Origin of the sequence: Mesorhizobium sp. L-8-10, assembly GCF_016756635.1 — a bacterium.
Taxonomy (GTDB): domain Bacteria; phylum Pseudomonadota; class Alphaproteobacteria; order Rhizobiales; family Rhizobiaceae.
The window spans coordinates 2,113,483-2,128,453 of record NZ_AP023263.1 but is presented as its reverse complement, the minus strand read 5'-3'; the positions used below and the strand labels follow the sequence as shown (position 1 = coordinate 2,128,453).

17 protein-coding genes are annotated in these 14,971 nt (G+C 65.6%); 6 read left to right on the top strand and 11 right to left on the bottom strand.

The window, feature by feature from the left end:
* Positions 1–19: 19 nt before the first annotated feature.
* Together JN280_RS09915 and rplS are read right to left on the bottom strand one after the other, a co-directional pair.
* The gene (locus tag JN280_RS09915; RefSeq protein ID WP_202311817.1) at positions 20–838 is read right to left on the bottom strand and encodes a class I SAM-dependent methyltransferase; all 819 of its coding nucleotides are present in this window, start codon (positions 836–838) and stop codon (positions 20–22) included.
* Positions 839–1,059: 221 nt separating this feature from the next.
* Positions 1,060–1,563, bottom strand: a complete 504-nt coding sequence (gene rplS, locus JN280_RS09910) for a 50S ribosomal protein L19 (protein ID WP_202311816.1) — start codon at positions 1,561–1,563, stop codon at positions 1,060–1,062.
* 364 nt (positions 1,564–1,927) lie between these two features.
* On the opposite strand from rplS, the gene JN280_RS09905 reads away from it, so the two are divergent.
* A complete protein-coding gene (locus JN280_RS09905; protein ID WP_202311815.1) occupies positions 1,928–2,680 on the top strand; it encodes a sulfite exporter TauE/SafE family protein in 753 nt (250 codons plus the stop codon).
* Here the strand turns inward: JN280_RS09905 and trmD are convergent.
* From trmD to JN280_RS09890, 3 genes are all read right to left on the bottom strand, one after another.
* Positions 2,662–3,366 (bottom strand): tRNA (guanosine(37)-N1)-methyltransferase TrmD, encoded by a 705-nt coding sequence (trmD, locus tag JN280_RS09900; RefSeq protein ID WP_202311814.1) that lies wholly within the window; start codon positions 3,364–3,366, stop codon positions 2,662–2,664. The genes JN280_RS09905 and trmD overlap by 19 nt on opposite strands.
* A complete protein-coding gene (gene rimM / locus JN280_RS09895) occupies positions 3,363–3,959 on the bottom strand; it encodes a ribosome maturation factor RimM (protein WP_202311813.1) in 597 nt (198 codons plus the stop codon). The genes trmD and rimM overlap by 4 nt, the downstream gene beginning before the upstream one ends.
* Before the next feature lie 170 nt (positions 3,960–4,129).
* Entirely contained in the window at positions 4,130–4,681 is a 552-nt protein-coding gene (locus JN280_RS09890; RefSeq protein ID WP_202311812.1) for a DMT family transporter, read from the bottom strand.
* A 289-nt stretch (positions 4,682–4,970) separates the two neighbouring features.
* Between JN280_RS09890 and JN280_RS09885 the strand changes: the two genes are divergently transcribed.
* The gene (locus JN280_RS09885) at positions 4,971–5,672 is read left to right on the top strand and encodes a LysR substrate-binding domain-containing protein (RefSeq protein WP_244743168.1); all 702 of its coding nucleotides are present in this window, start codon (positions 4,971–4,973) and stop codon (positions 5,670–5,672) included.
* 64 nt (positions 5,673–5,736) lie between these two features.
* Here JN280_RS09885 and JN280_RS09880 read toward each other — a convergent pair whose 3' ends face one another.
* Complete coding sequence (locus JN280_RS09880; RefSeq protein ID WP_202311811.1) at positions 5,737–7,230, bottom strand: hypothetical protein; 1,494 nt, start codon at positions 7,228–7,230, stop codon at positions 5,737–5,739.
* Positions 7,231–7,592: 362 nt separating this feature from the next.
* On the opposite strand from JN280_RS09880, the gene JN280_RS09875 reads away from it, so the two are divergent.
* The 4 genes from JN280_RS09875 to JN280_RS39370 all read left to right on the top strand — a co-directional run bounded on the left by JN280_RS09875 (position 7,593) and on the right by JN280_RS39370 (position 10,655).
* Entirely contained in the window at positions 7,593–8,540 is a 948-nt protein-coding gene (locus JN280_RS09875; RefSeq protein ID WP_202314668.1) for a tyrosine recombinase XerC, read from the top strand.
* A 258-nt stretch (positions 8,541–8,798) separates the two neighbouring features.
* Positions 8,799–9,866 (top strand): TraB/GumN family protein, encoded by a 1,068-nt coding sequence (locus JN280_RS09870; protein ID WP_202311810.1) that lies wholly within the window; start codon positions 8,799–8,801, stop codon positions 9,864–9,866.
* An 86-nt stretch (positions 9,867–9,952) separates the two neighbouring features.
* Positions 9,953–10,165 (top strand): hypothetical protein, encoded by a 213-nt coding sequence (locus tag JN280_RS09865; protein WP_202311809.1) that lies wholly within the window; start codon positions 9,953–9,955, stop codon positions 10,163–10,165.
* Positions 10,166–10,304: 139 nt separating this feature from the next.
* A complete protein-coding gene (locus JN280_RS39370) occupies positions 10,305–10,655 on the top strand; it encodes a hypothetical protein (protein ID WP_244743164.1) in 351 nt (116 codons plus the stop codon).
* A gap of 275 nt (positions 10,656–10,930) precedes the next feature.
* On the opposite strand, the gene lpdA is transcribed toward JN280_RS39370, so the two are convergent.
* From lpdA to odhB, 5 genes are all read right to left on the bottom strand, one after another.
* On the bottom strand, positions 10,931–12,337 hold the full coding sequence (gene lpdA / locus JN280_RS09855) for a dihydrolipoyl dehydrogenase (RefSeq protein ID WP_202311807.1): 1,407 nt from the start codon (positions 12,335–12,337) through the stop codon (positions 10,931–10,933).
* A 78-nt stretch (positions 12,338–12,415) separates the two neighbouring features.
* On the bottom strand, positions 12,416–12,919 hold the full coding sequence (locus JN280_RS09850) for a hypothetical protein (RefSeq protein ID WP_202311805.1): 504 nt from the start codon (positions 12,917–12,919) through the stop codon (positions 12,416–12,418).
* Positions 12,916–13,344 carry a VOC family protein gene (locus JN280_RS09845; protein WP_202311803.1) on the bottom strand — a complete coding sequence of 143 codons (429 nt, stop codon included), beginning with the start codon at positions 13,342–13,344 and terminating at the stop codon, positions 12,916–12,918. The genes JN280_RS09850 and JN280_RS09845 overlap by 4 nt, the downstream gene beginning before the upstream one ends.
* 55 nt (positions 13,345–13,399) lie before the next feature.
* The gene (locus JN280_RS09840) at positions 13,400–13,672 is read right to left on the bottom strand and encodes a hypothetical protein (protein ID WP_202311801.1); all 273 of its coding nucleotides are present in this window, start codon (positions 13,670–13,672) and stop codon (positions 13,400–13,402) included.
* 12 nt (positions 13,673–13,684) lie between these two features.
* Positions 13,685–14,956, bottom strand: a complete 1,272-nt coding sequence (gene odhB, locus JN280_RS09835) for a 2-oxoglutarate dehydrogenase complex dihydrolipoyllysine-residue succinyltransferase (RefSeq protein ID WP_202311799.1) — start codon at positions 14,954–14,956, stop codon at positions 13,685–13,687.
* Between the last annotated feature and the right edge of the window lie 15 nt (positions 14,957–14,971).

Below are 14,971 nucleotides of genomic sequence, written 5' to 3'. Positions count from 1 at the left end.
CGATCCGCGTCGGGTATCGTCAGCCGCGCCTGGTCGCGCCGATCGAGAAGGACATCGGGATGCGCGGCATGCCGGCGGGAAGCTCGAACTTGTTCCTGCCGGTCTCTCGCAAGAATGAAAACGCCTTCCAGACGATCACATCGTGCTCGTTCAGAAAATCGATCGAAAGGCCTGCCCCCACCAGCGCATTGACGATGCTGGAGAGCGGATGAAGCCATTCATAGGTTCGCACATTCGTCAGGGACCGCGGGTCGCCCGTATAGGTCTGCGCATCATCCCAGGCCAGCGGCTGGGCCTGCGGCGTGCGCCAGTCGAGTTGCAGCGTCAACGTGTCGGCCATCATGTCGAACTGGAGCATGGTCGGGTGCCCTTCCAGCAGATAAAGCCTGCCGCCCGGCCGCAGCAGCGCGGCGACCACCCGGGCCCAGCGCGTTATGTCGTCCAGCCAGTTGATCGCCCCCCAGGTGACGAAAACCATGTCGTAGTCTGCGTTCAACGCCTCGACGGCATCGTAGACGGGCGCTTCGACGAAGCGGACATCCACACCGGCCCTTGTCGCGAAGTCGCGTGCCGCGGCGATCGCCTTCGGCGAAAAATCAAGCCCGGCTACGCTTCTGGCGCCGAGCCGTTTCAAACTGATCGTGTCGAGACCGATATGGCATTGGAGATGTGCGATATCCTTGCCGGAGACGTCGCCGATCTCGGACAGCTCCAGCGCGTGCAGGCTCGAACCTCCCTCCAGCACTCTTGCGATGCAGTAGCTGCCGGTCGGATCGGTCGCATGCAGTTCGGCCCGGTCGTCCCAGTTGAGCCGGTTGGCCGCGATATGCTCGTCCATGCTCCCCCCTTTGCGCATCGGAACCTGGAACGGAAGCCGCTCAAAGCCCGATGCCCAACCCCAAACCCAAGGCACCCCAAATGCCTTCCGCATCCACAGGAGGCCCAAGCCGATTTCCTGGTTGCGTCGCTTCAAAGTGTGGAGCGTCAGTCGCTCCGCGCGAGCTGCGCACAAGAAAAAGGCGGCCGAAGCCGCCTTCATCGATGTCCGTATCGAGGCGCTCAGTCGGCGGCCTTGGCCTCGGCTGCATCGGCAGCGGCCTTCTCGGCGGCCAGCGCCTCGGCGGCGGCGAGCTTTTCGGCTTCCAGTTTCGCCTTCTCGGCGGCAAGCGCCTCACGCTCGGCGTCGTTCAGCTTGCGGGCGCGAACGCCGGTGTTCTCGGAGATACGGGCCGACTTGCCGCGGCGATCGCGCAGATAATAGAGCTTGGCACGGCGCACCTTGCCGCGGCGGACGATCTCGACGCCCTCGACCAGCGGCGAATAGACGGGGAACACGCGCTCGACACCTTCGCCGTAGGAGATCTTGCGGACGGTGAAGTTTTCCTGGAAGCCGGAACCCGAACGGGCGATCACGACGCCTTCATAGGCCTGCACGCGGGTACGCGAACCTTCGGTGACGCGCACCTGGACGCGCACGGTATCGCCGGGCTGGAACTCGGGGAGCTTGCGCTTGGCTTCGATCCTGGCGGCCTGCTCGGCCTCGAGCTGACGGATAAGGTCCATCTCAAAAATCCTCTTCTTGCTTCTCGACAGCCAGAGCGCCCTACGCTCGCCTTGCAGTTCATCGGACCGCTCGGCTATGCCTTGTCTTCTCCCGGAGATCTCCCTGGAGACACAAGGCAGGGGCGAATGCACCGTTCTTATCGACGGGACCGGGACAATTCCCGATTTCGCGCGGGCTCATACACGCTTCCGTGTGCCTTGTCACCTTTTAGTTGACAATTTTCCTCGCGGAAAGGCAGGAAGGCTGCTTCCGCTGCCGCCCTCGCGGCATATCGTCCCCGCACCGCGCCGCTGTCCGCGTGCCGCCTTGCCTTGCCGCGCAACGCTTCCTACAGGGGACAAAACATCCTGAGGGGTTCCCGCCGTGTCGCCGCTGATCGCCGCCCTGCTCTTTCTCGCCGGTTTTCTTTCCGGGGCCGTCAATGCAGTCGCCGGCGGCGGCACTTTCATCACTTTCGGCGCGCTGTCGATCGCGGGCATTCCGCCGATCGTCGCCAATGCAACCTCCTCCGTGTCCCAATTCCCGGGCTACATCACCTCGACTCTCGCCTATTGGAGCGACATCCGGAGATTCTGGCGCGGCGCGCTGCTGCTTGCCGCCATCTCCGCCGTCGGGGCGCTGTGCGGCGCTCTGATCCTGCTGGCGCTCGACAATCCTTCGTTCCGGCTGATGGTGCCCTGGCTGCTGATCGCGGCGACGGCGCTGTTCGCTGCGGGCCCCTGGCTCAAACCCAAGCCGAAGCCGGGGCGCGAAGCTGCCGTCGGCTCCCTTCCGGGAGCCATCGTGCAATTCGCCACCGCCGTCTATGGCGGCTTCTTCGGCGCGGGCATGGGCGTCATGATGCTGGCCACGCTGGGCCTCACCCAGAGCGGCGACTATCACCGGCTCAACGCGTTGAAGAACATGCTCTCGATCGTGATCGCGGCGGTCGCCATCGCCGTCTTCGTCGGCGGCGGCGTCGTGGCCTGGCCGGAGGCCCTGGTGATGGTTCCCGGCGTGGCGCTCGGCGGCTATGCCGGCGTCTGGGCCGCCAAGCGGGTTCCGCAGGGTATCGTGCGCGCCTTCGTCGTCGCCACCGGCCTGTTCCTCGCCGTCTATTATTTCGTGACCGGCTGACCCCGCAGGGCCGTGAGATCCGGCCGCCGCTCGGCGGTCAGCCGCTCGGCTTCGGCGCGCCGCCATGCGGCGATCCTGGCGTGGTTGCCCGAGGTCAGCACATCGGGGATCGTACGGCCCTCGAACTCCTGCGGGCGCGTATAGTGCGGGTGCTCGAGCAGCCCGTCCTCGAAGCTCTCATGCGTGCCCGAGGCCTCGTTGCCCATCACGCCGGGCAGCAGCCGAACGATCGCGTCGAGCAGGACGAGCGCTGCCGGCTCGCCGCCTGACAGGATGTAATCGCCGATGGAGACCTCCTCGAGCGCGCGCGCCTCGATGACACGCTGGTCGACGCCCTCGAAGCGCCCGCACAGGATCGTCACGCCCGGACCTGCCGCCAGCTCGCGCACCCTCGCCTGGGTCAGCGGCCGTCCGCGCGGGCTCATCAGCAAGCGCGGCCGCGGATCGCCTTCCGGCGCCGTGCCATCGATGGCTTTCGCCAATATGTCGGCACGCATCACCATGCCGGCCCCGCCGCCCGCCGGGGTGTCGTCGACCGTGCGATGCCTGTCCGTCGCATAGTCGCGGATCTGCACCGTCTCCAGCGACCAGGTGTCGTCGGCGAGCGCCCGCCCGGCCAGTGACAGGCCCAGCGCGCCGGGGAACATCTCGGGATAGAGCGTGAGCACCGAGACGCGGAAGCTCATCGGTTGCCTCCGGCCTCCCGGGGCCCACGCGGCCGGCGGGTCGGATCGAAGCCGTCGTCGTCATCCGGCCCCTCCTCGTTCTCGACGAGGCCCGCAGCGACGGGATCGACGACAACATATCCGCCGGCAACGGAAACTTCGGGCACGGCCGCCGCGGTGAAGGGAACGAGCACGTCGCCGCCCGTGTCCAGCACCACCTCCAATATATCGCCGCCGCCGAAATTCTGCACGGCCCTGACTTTGCCGATGCCCGCCCCGACGCCGTCGCGCACCAGAAGGCCGACGAGGTCGGCATGGTAGAATTCGTCGTCCTGCAGATCGTCGGGCAGGGCCGACCGGTCGACGAAGAGCGCCACCCCGTTGAGCGCCTCGGCGGAGTTGCGGTCGCCGACGCCCTTGAAACGCACCACCGCGACGGTGCCCTGGGGCCTTATGTCCACGACCTCGAAGGCGCGCCCGTCCTTGGCATAGAGCGGCCCGTAGTCGCCGAGCGCCAGCGGGTCGCCCGTGAAGGTCTTCACGCGCAACTCGCCCCTGATGCCGTGCGCAGCGCCGATGACGGCCATCTGGACGGGGTTTTGCGGCTTGGGCATGGAACAGCTCCTGTTCCGGAGGCTCTAGCGCATCGGCTGGAGAATCGGAATCGATTTTCGGAAAGCACGATACGTACATAGATCGGCGAGCATCCTTTGCATCCCCAGGGCGACGAGCGCGTTCTGCTGCCGACTCAAGCGTTCCGCCGAACCTATTCTAGGGGAACAGGTCACCGCTTCGAGATCACATCATCCGTCACCCGCGCCGCGGGCAGCGGGTGCTTCGCTGTGCTCTGTTTTCTCGCCTCGGCACGCACGCCCGCGCCATTCGCCCATTGAAAGATGACGAAACCGGCAAGGATGAGCGCGAGCCCGGCCAGGCGCGCCACGCCCGTGGGTCGATGCGCGAAATTCATGAGCGCGAAATGGTCGATAACCAGCGAGGCCATCAGCTGGCCGGCGATGACTGCGATCATGAAGCTCGCAGCACCGAGCTTTGGGGCAAGCAGCAGTGCAGCCGTCACATAGACGACGCCAGCCGCGCCGCCGACCCAGATCCACCACGGTCCCTTGATTGCCGCTCCGATCGTGGGCACCGGCAAACGGAAGGCGAGCATGACGGGAACGACAAGCGCGGCACTCACGAACAGGGAAACCAGCGTTGCCCACAACGGATGGCCGAGCAACCGACCGAGCATCGCATTGGCGCCGGCCTGGAACGGGACGGCGGCGCCGGCGAGCAGGGCCGTGAGAAGAAACGGGAAACTGCCTGGATTGGACATGAGCTTGGCCCCCGGTGTTGACGCCCAGGGACATAGTTCATGATCGATATCTATGGAAATTCGATTTCGTCACTCGTAATATGCATGGGATGAATGATCTTGGCGGCGTCGATCTCAACCTGCTCGTCGTTCTCGAAGCGCTGCTCGCCGAGCGTCACGTCTCACGAGCGGCGGTGCGGCTAACAGGAGCCAGCCGGCGGTCAGCCACGCGCTGGCGCGACTGCGCATCCTGCTCAACGATCCCCTGCTGGTGCGACGCGGCGGGCGGCTGGAGCCCACGGCCCGCGCCATGGAGATCGCACCGCAGCTCGCCGAAGCACTCGGCCGCATGCGACACCTGCTCGCGCCGGCGGGCTTCGACCCTGGGACGGAACGGCGGACGTTCCGGCTGGGCATGTCCGACTACGGCGCGGCCCTGATGCTTCCCGCCCTCCTGCCGCTCATCCGCGCACAGGCGCCGCATGTCGACCTCGTGGTCAGCCAGGCGAGCCGCGAGGTCATGGCCGCCGAAGTCATGGACGGCGAGACGGATCTGGCTTTCGGCGTCTTTCCGGATCCTGACCGAGCCCTGCGCGTCGATCGGCTGTTCGAAGAACGTTTCGCCTGCCTGGCCGGCGCGGAAAGCCTCGCGGGCCGGCAAGGCATGGATATGGCAACCTATCTCACGCGGCCGCACGCGCTTGTCGCCCTGCGGGCCGATAGCGAAAGCGAGGTCGACTCGGCACTTGCCGCTCTCGGGCTCAAGCGGCGTCTCTGCCTGGTGCTTCCCCATTGGAGCGTAGCACCTGACCTGATCGCGGGCACCGATCTCGTGCTCACGATAGCCAGACGCATCCTTCCCTCGCGGCCAGAGGAAAAGGGACTGCGCATCTTCACGCCGCCCTTCGACATACCGCCCTTCGGTTTCCAGCAGATCTGGCACCGGCGGCGCGATGGCGACCCCGCGCATCAATGGCTTCGCGGGCAGATCAAAGATCTTCTCGCTGCGTGACCGCCCGCGGCACCTCGGGACGCCGAGTTCAACCTCCGGCATCCAACCATACGACCCGCGCCGCTCAGACGGCGCGCCTGCGGCTCGATCCGCCCCTCCTGGTCGAGGTCCGTTTGGCCCCAGCCCGGCCGCCCACGTCGGTGACATCGCCGCCGGTATCCTGCTGCCTGGCCTTTGTCACCCGATAGATGCGTTCGTAAGGCAGCAGTTCCTTGATCCGGACATTGAGCGATGCGATTTCGGCGCGCAGGTCCTCGCACTCCTGTTTGCGGATATCGAGCTGTATCTGTTCGGATGCCTGCTGGAGGGAAAGCTGGGAAAAATTCGCGCTCGCCGCCAGGAGGTTCATCTTGTCGTTCTCGTTCTCCTTCAGCAGAGCGGACAACCTTTCGTCCCCGACATGCTTTTCCGCGAGTGCATCGCTCAATTGAACCTTCAGCGTCGCGAGTTCGCTGGCAGCGTCGCTGCGCTCCTTCGCGGCGAGTTCGAGCCGTGATTGCAGGCTCTGGATTTCGGAACGCAGCCCGCGCATTTCAGCAAGGCCGCGTTCGATTTCGGCTTCCCTGTCGACTTCCATGATCCGTATGGCTTCCGCCAGCTCCGACTGCTTCATCTGAGCAAGTTCCAGCGATTTCTGCAGCCGCAGCACGTCCTTTTCGCTCTTGCCGAGCATGCCGAGCAGTTCGGAGTGGCGCGCCGCCTCGCCGGCATGGATCGCCGAGAGTTCGTCGAGCTTGTGGCGCGCCTCGGCCTCCCGCTTCAGCGCCTTGTCGGCATCGATCGACAAGCTGACTTGCTTTTGCCGGAGCACCTCGTTTTCGCGCGACCGCCTTTCGACCTCGACGGTTCTGGCGGAAAGCGTCTTGATGAGATCGCCGAGCTCGGCTTCGTTCCTGGCGATGGTGTTGGTGGCCTCGACGAGTTCCAGCTTTGCGGCCGCCAGTGCGGCACGAAGCACCTCATTGTCATGAACAAGGCTCGCTTCGCGTTGTCGCATGGCCTCCGTGGCGGTTTCGAACTCCTGCTGTTTCTTGCCGAGGTAGCGGAGTTGCTCGGATTGCCTTCTTTGCTCGGAGACAAGATTGCCGTTCTCCAGCTCGAGTTCGTTGGCACGAAGGATGTCGGCGTGGAGAATCTTGAAGAACTCGCGTGTCAGGCGGTGCGCATTCGCCACCTCGCCGAGCTTCGCATGGACCTCCTGCAGATGCTCCTGCGCCTCATGGTTGAGACCGTCGAAAGAGTTCAGGGCGGCGAGCCGGCTTTGAGTGTGCGACGTGAGCCGTTGCGGGGCCTCCTGGGCTTCCACCGGGGCGTCGGCCGGCACCTCCTCGTCCACGGCCGCGGCAGCGGGTTCCTGCTCCTGTTCGGGGGCGTCGCCCTCATCTGCCTGGAAATTCTCGTCCGGCGACTGATCGTCGCTCGACGACGGCGCATCGCTTTGGAAGCTCTCGTCGAATGCGACCGACATCTCCGCCTGAAGTTCGTCGAACGCCTTGTCGACTTTCTCGATTGACTTGTCGACCTTGTCGCTTCGGTGAATCAGAGCCTTGAAGTTCATGGCCAACACCCTTGAGCTAGCCCCGGAAATTCAATCGGTATTTTAGATTTCGTTAACCTATCCTACACGTCGGCCTGCATTAGGGAAGCGCACCGCCGACCCGAACTTTAGTGGTAATTCCTACGCTTTCCGGCCATCCGGGCTAATCCCCAACCACGAACCGCCGGCAGTCAGTTGTGGACTTCGACAGTGCCCGCTCGGCGAAGCGACGGCCCCACGGTCCGGGCCCCCCGATCCGTTCGGGCAGACTCGCCCCTCTCGACAAGGTCGAGCATCCGGACGCGAGCGCAAGATTGTCGATTCCTTAACCCGAAGCTGGCGAAGTGGAAGTCTTCCGAAACAGCATCGGCGATGGCGGTTCGATGGCGCAACAGCAGGAGTTTCTGATCTCCGCCAGGGAGGATCTCCAGGCGGCGCGGACCGACTGGCTAAAGTCGCTCGCGCGCGAAAGGCGGCTGTCGGCGCTCACCGTCGAGGCTTACGAGCGCGACACGCGCCAGTTCCTCCAATTCATCACGGGCCACAATGGCGGCCCGCCCGGAATTGCCGACATCAAGGAATTGCGTCCGGCCGATCTTCGCGCCTTCCTAGCCTTTCGCCGCACAGGCGGAGCCGGAGCCAGCACGCTCGGGCGCGGCCTCGCAGGGTTGCGCTCGCTGCTGCGGTTCCTGGAGCGCCGGGGCCAGGTCAATGCCGCCGGCGCCGCGGCGCTGCGTGCGCCGAAACAGCCGAAATCGCTTCCCAAGCCGCTCACGGCGCAGGATGCCCGGCGTGTCGTCTCGGCCGAAGAGCAGTTCGCGGAGGAGCCCTGGATCGCCGTCCGCAACGCCGCCGTACTGACGCTGCTTTACGGATCGGGCCTGCGCATCTCGGAGGCGCTGGCGCTCGGCGGCGAGGACCTGTCGAACGAAGGCGAGACGGTGCTGAGGATATCAGGCAAGGGCGGCAAGACGCGCCTGGTGCCGGTGCTTCCCGTCGCTCTCCGGGCCGTCGCTGAGTATCGCCGGCTCTGCCCCTATCGGATCGACGCGCAGGGACCGCTTTTTCGCGGAGCGCGCGGCGGCGCGCTCAATCCCGCGATCATCCAGCGCGAGATGCGCAAGCTGCGTTCGGCCCTCGACCTGCCCGAAACGGCCACGCCGCACGCGCTGCGCCACTCCTTCGCCACGCATCTGCTGGGCCGCGGCGGCGATCTTCGCGCGATCCAGGAACTGCTCGGCCATGCCAGCCTGTCGACGACGCAGATCTATACCGGGGTCGACACGGCGCGGCTGCTCGACATCTACGAGGCCGCCCACCCGCGTGCATAAGCAGGTTTCGAAAAAGTGTCCCACGGTTTTCCGGCAAAAACCTGCGGCAAAAAGAAGTGGCCAAGCAGGTGAAGCGTGGGCGAAGCCACGCAAGCCCGGTTAGGGCGCGGCGTTGTCGGGACAATTTCCCGACGCCGGTTAACTGTTTCGCCGTTTTTGCGTCCTATGCAGGTTTCGGAGAAGTGCGCCACGGTTTTGCAAGGCATGCAGCAGGTGGAGAGCGGGCGAGCCACGCAAACCTGCCCGGGGGGTCGGGACATGAAACGCGTCGTCGCCATGGCAGATCATTCGGCAGTCCTGTGGTTGAAGCTGCTCGCGGCGATCAACGTATTGTTCTTGTTGTCCTTCATGGCCGTCGCCACGCTTGCCTCGGGCCAGGCCCGCGCCGAGATGCCGGAATGCACCGGAAAGGATCTCATGGCGTCGATCAGGACGGATGACCCGGACACGTTCCGCAGGATCGAGCAGGAGGCCGCCGCGACAGTCAATGGAAAGGGGCTGTTGTGGAAGCTGGAGAAGGAAGGCCGGGCGCCCTCCTTCCTGTTCGGCACCATGCACATGACCGATCCGCGCGTGACCTCGCTGCCCCCCGCCGCCCAGCGCGCCTTCGACGCGTCGCAGACGGTGGTCATCGAGACGACCGACGTGGTCGACCCGGCCCGCATGATGGCTGCCGTGATGAAGAAGCCCGAACTGACGATGTTCACCGACGACACCACGCTGCCGTCGCTCTTGTCCCCGGAGGATGCCGCGGTCGTCGATGCGGCTCTCGCGAAGCGCGGCATCCCGCTCGCCAGCGTGATCAAGATGAAGCCGTGGATCCTTGCGACAATGGCGGTCTTGCCGGCCTGCGAAACGGCGCGCAAGGCGGCGGGCGCACCGGTGCTCGACGTCAAGCTGGCCAAGGACGCGGAGGCCAGCGGCAAGAAGCTGGAAGGCCTGGAGACGGCGACCGAGCAGCTCGAGGCGATGGCCTCGCTGCCGATGGATTTCCATCTGGAGGGCCTCGTCGAGACGTTAAAACTCGGCGACAGGATGGACGACATCGTCGAGACCATGATCACGCTCTATCTGCGGGGCGATATGGGCATGTACTGGCCCTTGTTCCGTGCCGCGCTGCCGGACGCCGCCGGCGACGAGGCCGGTTACGCCGCCTTCGAAGAGGCGATGATCACCGAGCGCAACAAGACGATGGCCGGGAAGGCCGAGCCGCTGCTGGCGGCCGGCAATGCCTTCATAGCGGTCGGCGCGCTGCACCTGCCGGGACCGGACGGCCTGGTCGAACTGTTCCGCAAGGCCGGCTACACTGTCTCCCCTGCCGGCTGAACGGACCACTTCACGCAAAGCGTGATTTGGCGCAGCGGCGAGGCTTTGTTAGCGTCTGTCGTCGCAATCGAGACAGGATGAAGAGGATGACGAAAGCCCTGCTTGTGGCCGCAGCCCTTGGCCTCTCCATTGCGGGCGCGAATGCCTGCGAATTCATGCATTCCGCCGCCAAGACCGACAACATGACCGTGGCCGGTACGAGTGCCACCTCGCAGACCATGTCGACACCGGAAAGCACGGCGGCGACAGATGCGGTGCGGGCCGACCGGGCGAAGGACGCCGACGACGAGCGAGGCTGACCGCACCGCTCCTTCGGGAATTGCATGGCTATGTCGGGCAAGGATGCGCCCGACATAGCCTCTTATGCTTGCGTGCCCTTTTGAAACCGAACCGGCAATGAAACGTTATCCGTCGTTGCAACCGACGGAGGATCATTTCATGGCCAATCCCGCGCGGGGAGACAACGATCCCCAGAAGCCACCCGACGATCCCCGGAATCCGCCCGGCAATCAGCCGCCTGTCGAAGACGTCGCTCCGGTTCGCAATCCAGTGCGTCAGGAACGCGGCATGGGCACCAGCGTCATCATCGCGGCCATCGTGCTCGTTCTAGCCGCGATAGCATATTTCCTGTTCGGCCCCAGCGGCACCCAGACCACGACGACCGCGAACCCGCCGGCGGCGACGGAACCTGCGACCCCTGCACCGGCTGAACCTTCGACGCCGAGCACGCCGGCGGCACCGTCCGCGACGCAGCCGGCCGCCCCGACGGAGCCGGCTCCGGCTCAGTAGGGCAGCGGGCATGAATACGGCCCGCCGTGGCGGGGCCGTTTATTGGCTGCTCTGATCCGACCGGCGGCCTATATCTTGCCGAACCTTATATTCGGGCGGGGACGCGATGCGTTTTTTGCCCGCGGCCAACATCGCGTCATTACAACGGGCGTGGATGCCGACACAGCCACGCCAGGCGGATGCTCGCGCACCCACCTTGCCTCGATCGACGGCGCCGCCCGGCGTGGGGTCACGCAGTCGCGCGATCCAACGGTGAATCCTGTCGAGCGTCGGTATCAGATATGGATCGGCTTGAAGAAGGTTGCCAGCGCCGCCTCCTTGACGGCCTCCGACATGGTCGGATGGGCATGACAGGTGCGCGCGAGATCCTCCGACGAGCCGCCGAACTCCATCAGCACAGCGGCCTCGTGGATCATCTCGCCGGCGCCGAAGCCGACGATGTGGGCGCCGAGCACGCGGTCCGTGTCCTTGTCGGCCAGTATCTTCACGAAGCCGTCGGTATGGAGGGAGGCGCGCGCGCGGCCGTTGGCCGAGAAAGGGAACTTGCCGGCCTTGTAGGCGACGCCCTCGGCCTTCAGCTGCTCCTCCGTCCTGCCGACCGACGCGACTTCAGGGCTGGTGTAGACGACGCTGGGGATCACCTCGTAATTCACATGTCCGGACTGGCCGGCGATCATCTCGGCGACCGCGACACCCTCGTCCTCCGCCTTGTGGGCGAGCATGGGCCCGGCGATCACATCGCCGATGGCATAGATCCCCGGGACATTGGTCCTCAGATGCGCGTCGGTCTCGACCCGGCCGCGATCATCCACCGCCACGCCCGCCTCGGCAAGGCCCAGCCCCTCGGTATAGGGTTTGCGGCCGGTTGCGATCAGCACCACGTCGGCGTCGATCGTCTCGGCCGCGCCGCCCTTCACTGGCTCGAACGTGACGCTCGCGCCCTTCTTGGCCCTGGCGACGTCAGTCACCTTGGCGCCGAGCTTGAAGTCGAAGCCCTGCTTGGCCAGCATGCGCTGGAACTGCTTGGCCACCTCACCGTCCATGCCCGCCAGGATCGTGTCCAGGAACTCGACGACCGTGACCTTGGCGCCGAGCCGCGCCCAGACCGAGCCGAGCTCCAGGCCGATGACGCCGCCACCGACGACGACCAGATGGCCGGGCACCTTCTCCAGGTCCAGGGCGCCGGTCGAGGAGACGATGACCTTCTCGTCGAAGTCGATCTTGACGCCGGGAATGCCGTTCACGTCGGAGCCCGTCGCGATGACAATGTTCTTCGTCTCGACCTCTACGATCTTGCCGTCGTCGCCGGTGATCGCGACCTTGCCCGCCTCCATGATGCGGCCGGTGCCGCGCAGCACCTCGATCTTGTTCTTCTTCATCAGGAAATCGAGGCCCTTGACGTTCTGGTCGACCGTCTGCGTCTTGTGCGCGAGCATCTGCCTGAGGTTGAGCTTCGGCTTGCCGACCTCCACGCCGAGCGCCTGGAAGGAGTGTCCGGCCTCCATGAAGACCTCGGACGCATGCAGCAGCGCCTTGGACGGAATGCAGCCGACATTGACGCAGGTCCCGCCATGCGTCAGGCGCTTCTCCACCACGGCCGTCTTCAATCCGAGCTGCGCGGCCTTGATCGCGCAGACATAGCCCCCCGGGCCGGTTCCGATCACCACGACGTCGTAAGTCATTCTCGTTCCTGTTGGTTGGGGCCGTCCGGCCGAACTCCATTTATGGTCCGCCGGGGCGAGGTGCCACCGCAGACCCATTCATTCCTGGCAACCCTTCAATGCGAAAACGTCCCAGGGCAGCTTTGAAGACCCCTGGTCGCGATACGCTGACGAATGCCTGAGCGCCGGGCCGAGATCGGGGAAGATCAAGGTCCTGGGCGCGGCCGTCCCTTCCGCCGGCAGCAGGCCGATGCCGCCCGAGGCGTCCGCCGTGTAGATGACGCCCTGCCATGCCGTGCAGGCGGCGAGTTCCTCCCCGGTCACGTCGCCCTCGGGGCAGTCGTGCATCAGCATCCCGTTCGGGCGCGACACATCGGCCGACCACATCACGATGCCGTCGAGCACGACGCCGTCGCCGAGCTCCATGCGGAACGTATTGGTGACGGCGGCACTTTCTCCGGTCGGAACGAACTCGACGGAGGCGGCTTCGTCACGATCGCCGAACACGGCGAGTTCGATCGGACAAGCCGCCCGTGCAGGCGCGGCCGCAACCGCAAACACTGCGAGAAAGGTGGCGGCCGACGCGCCCTCACGAAGCGTCATCCAGCCTTCCCCAGCGGCGCGTTGAAGGCCCAGACATGGCCGAACGGGTCCTGGATCTTGCCGTATCTGGCGCCCCAGAACATGTCGTCGGCCGGCATGGTCACCCCAGCACCCGCCGCGACGGCGCGCTCGATCGCCTTGTCGACCTCCTGCGGCGACTTCAGATTGACGTTGATCGACAGGCTCGCGCCGCCACGCGAGTGCGGCGACATCACGTCCGCTACGAATTCCGGGAATTCATCGTGCAGCATGACCTCGCTGCCGAAGACGGAAAGGTTGGCATGCAGCACACGCTCGCCGTCCTCGGCCATCTGCTCATAAGTCTCGACTGCGCCGAACGCGGCCTCGTAGAAGGCGATCGCCGCCTTGCCGCCCTTGACGCAGAGGTGAACCTGGATCGGTGGAATGTCGGGTTCGAAGGCCATGCCCGATGATCCTCTCCTCGCTTCGCCGCGATTTGGCCCCGGCAGAACGCGGACGTCAATCGCGCCCGCCGGCCATATTCCGCCAGGCCCGCTCGAGGCCTTCGATCACGCGGGCAAAATCGTCCGCATTGATCAGTTCGCCCCAGTCGCTTTCATGATTGCGCGGGCGCGGCCAGTGCCAGACGAGATCGTCGAGGATCTCGAGCAGATGCGGCGGCGCGCCGTTGACGAGCCGCCGGATGCGCGCATTGGTCTCGCGGTCGAAGATCTCCTCGCCGTGAATGGAGATGTCCGTCAGCGGGTGATCCCCGGGGCGGCCGTCCGGCATCGGCCTGGTCTCCTACAGATCCAGTACCAGCCGCTCCGGATCCTCGAGGCTCTCCTTGACGCGCACCAGGAAGGTCACAGCCTCCTTGCCGTCGACGATGCGGTGATCGTAGCTCAGCGCCAGATACATCATCGGGCGGATCACGATCTGGCCACCGACGACCATCGGCCGTTCCTGGATCTTGTGCATGCCGAGGATGCCCGACTGCGGCGCATTGAGGATCGGGGTCGACATCAGCGAACCGTAGACGCCGCCGTTGGAGATGGTGAAGGTGCCGCCCTGCATGTCCGCGACGGCAAGCTTGCCGTCGCGGGCCGCGACGCCGAGCCGGCCGATCTCCTTCTCGATCTCGGCGATGCTCATGGAATCGGCGTTGCGGACGACAGGCACGACCAGACCCTTGTCGGTGCCCACGGCCACGCCGATATGGGCATAGTTCTTGTAGATGATGTCGGTACCGTCGATCTCGGCATTGACCGCCGGAATCTCCTTCAGCGCATGCGTCACGGCCTTGGTGAAGAAGCCCATGAAGCCGAGCTTCACGCCGTGCTTCTTCTCGAAGACGTCTTTGTACTTGGTCCGCAAATCCATCACCGCCTTCATGTCCACCTCGTTGAAGGTGGTGAGCATGGCCGCGGTCGACTGCGCCTCCTTGAGCCGGCGCGCGATGGTCTGGCGCAGCTTGGTCATGCGCACGCGCTCCTCGCGCGCCTCGTCGTCGGCCGGCGACGGGGCCCGTACCGAGACAGGCACGGCAGCCTGGGCGGGCTGTGCGGCGACGCCCCTGGCGATCGCGTCGAGCACGTCGCCCTTCAGCACCTGCCCGCGCTTGCCGGAGCCGGCGACCTGGTCGACGGCGATGTTGGCTTCCGCGAGAAGCTTCGCCGCGCTCGGCGCCGGCGGCATCCTGCGTTCGGCGATCGGTGGCTCGCCGGCGATCACCGCGGTCTTGGCCCCGGCCTCCTTCACGGTCCCGGCACCCGCCGGGCCGACGGTTTGTGCAACCGCCTCCGGCTTCGGCGCCGCGGCCTTGGCGGCGGGGGCGCCGCCGGCTGCGATCGAGCCGAGAAGGGCGCCGACATTCACCGTCTCGCCTTCCTTCACGGCGATCTCGGCCAGCGTGCCGCCAGCGGGCGCGGGCACCTCGACCGTCACCTTGTCGGTCTCGAGCTCGACGATCGGCTCGTCGGCCGCGATGGCTTCCCCTGCCTGCTTGAACCATTTCCCGACGGTCGCCTCGGTAACGGATTCGCCGAGGGTCGGAACGCGGATTTCGGTAGCCATGGTATCTTCCCTGCT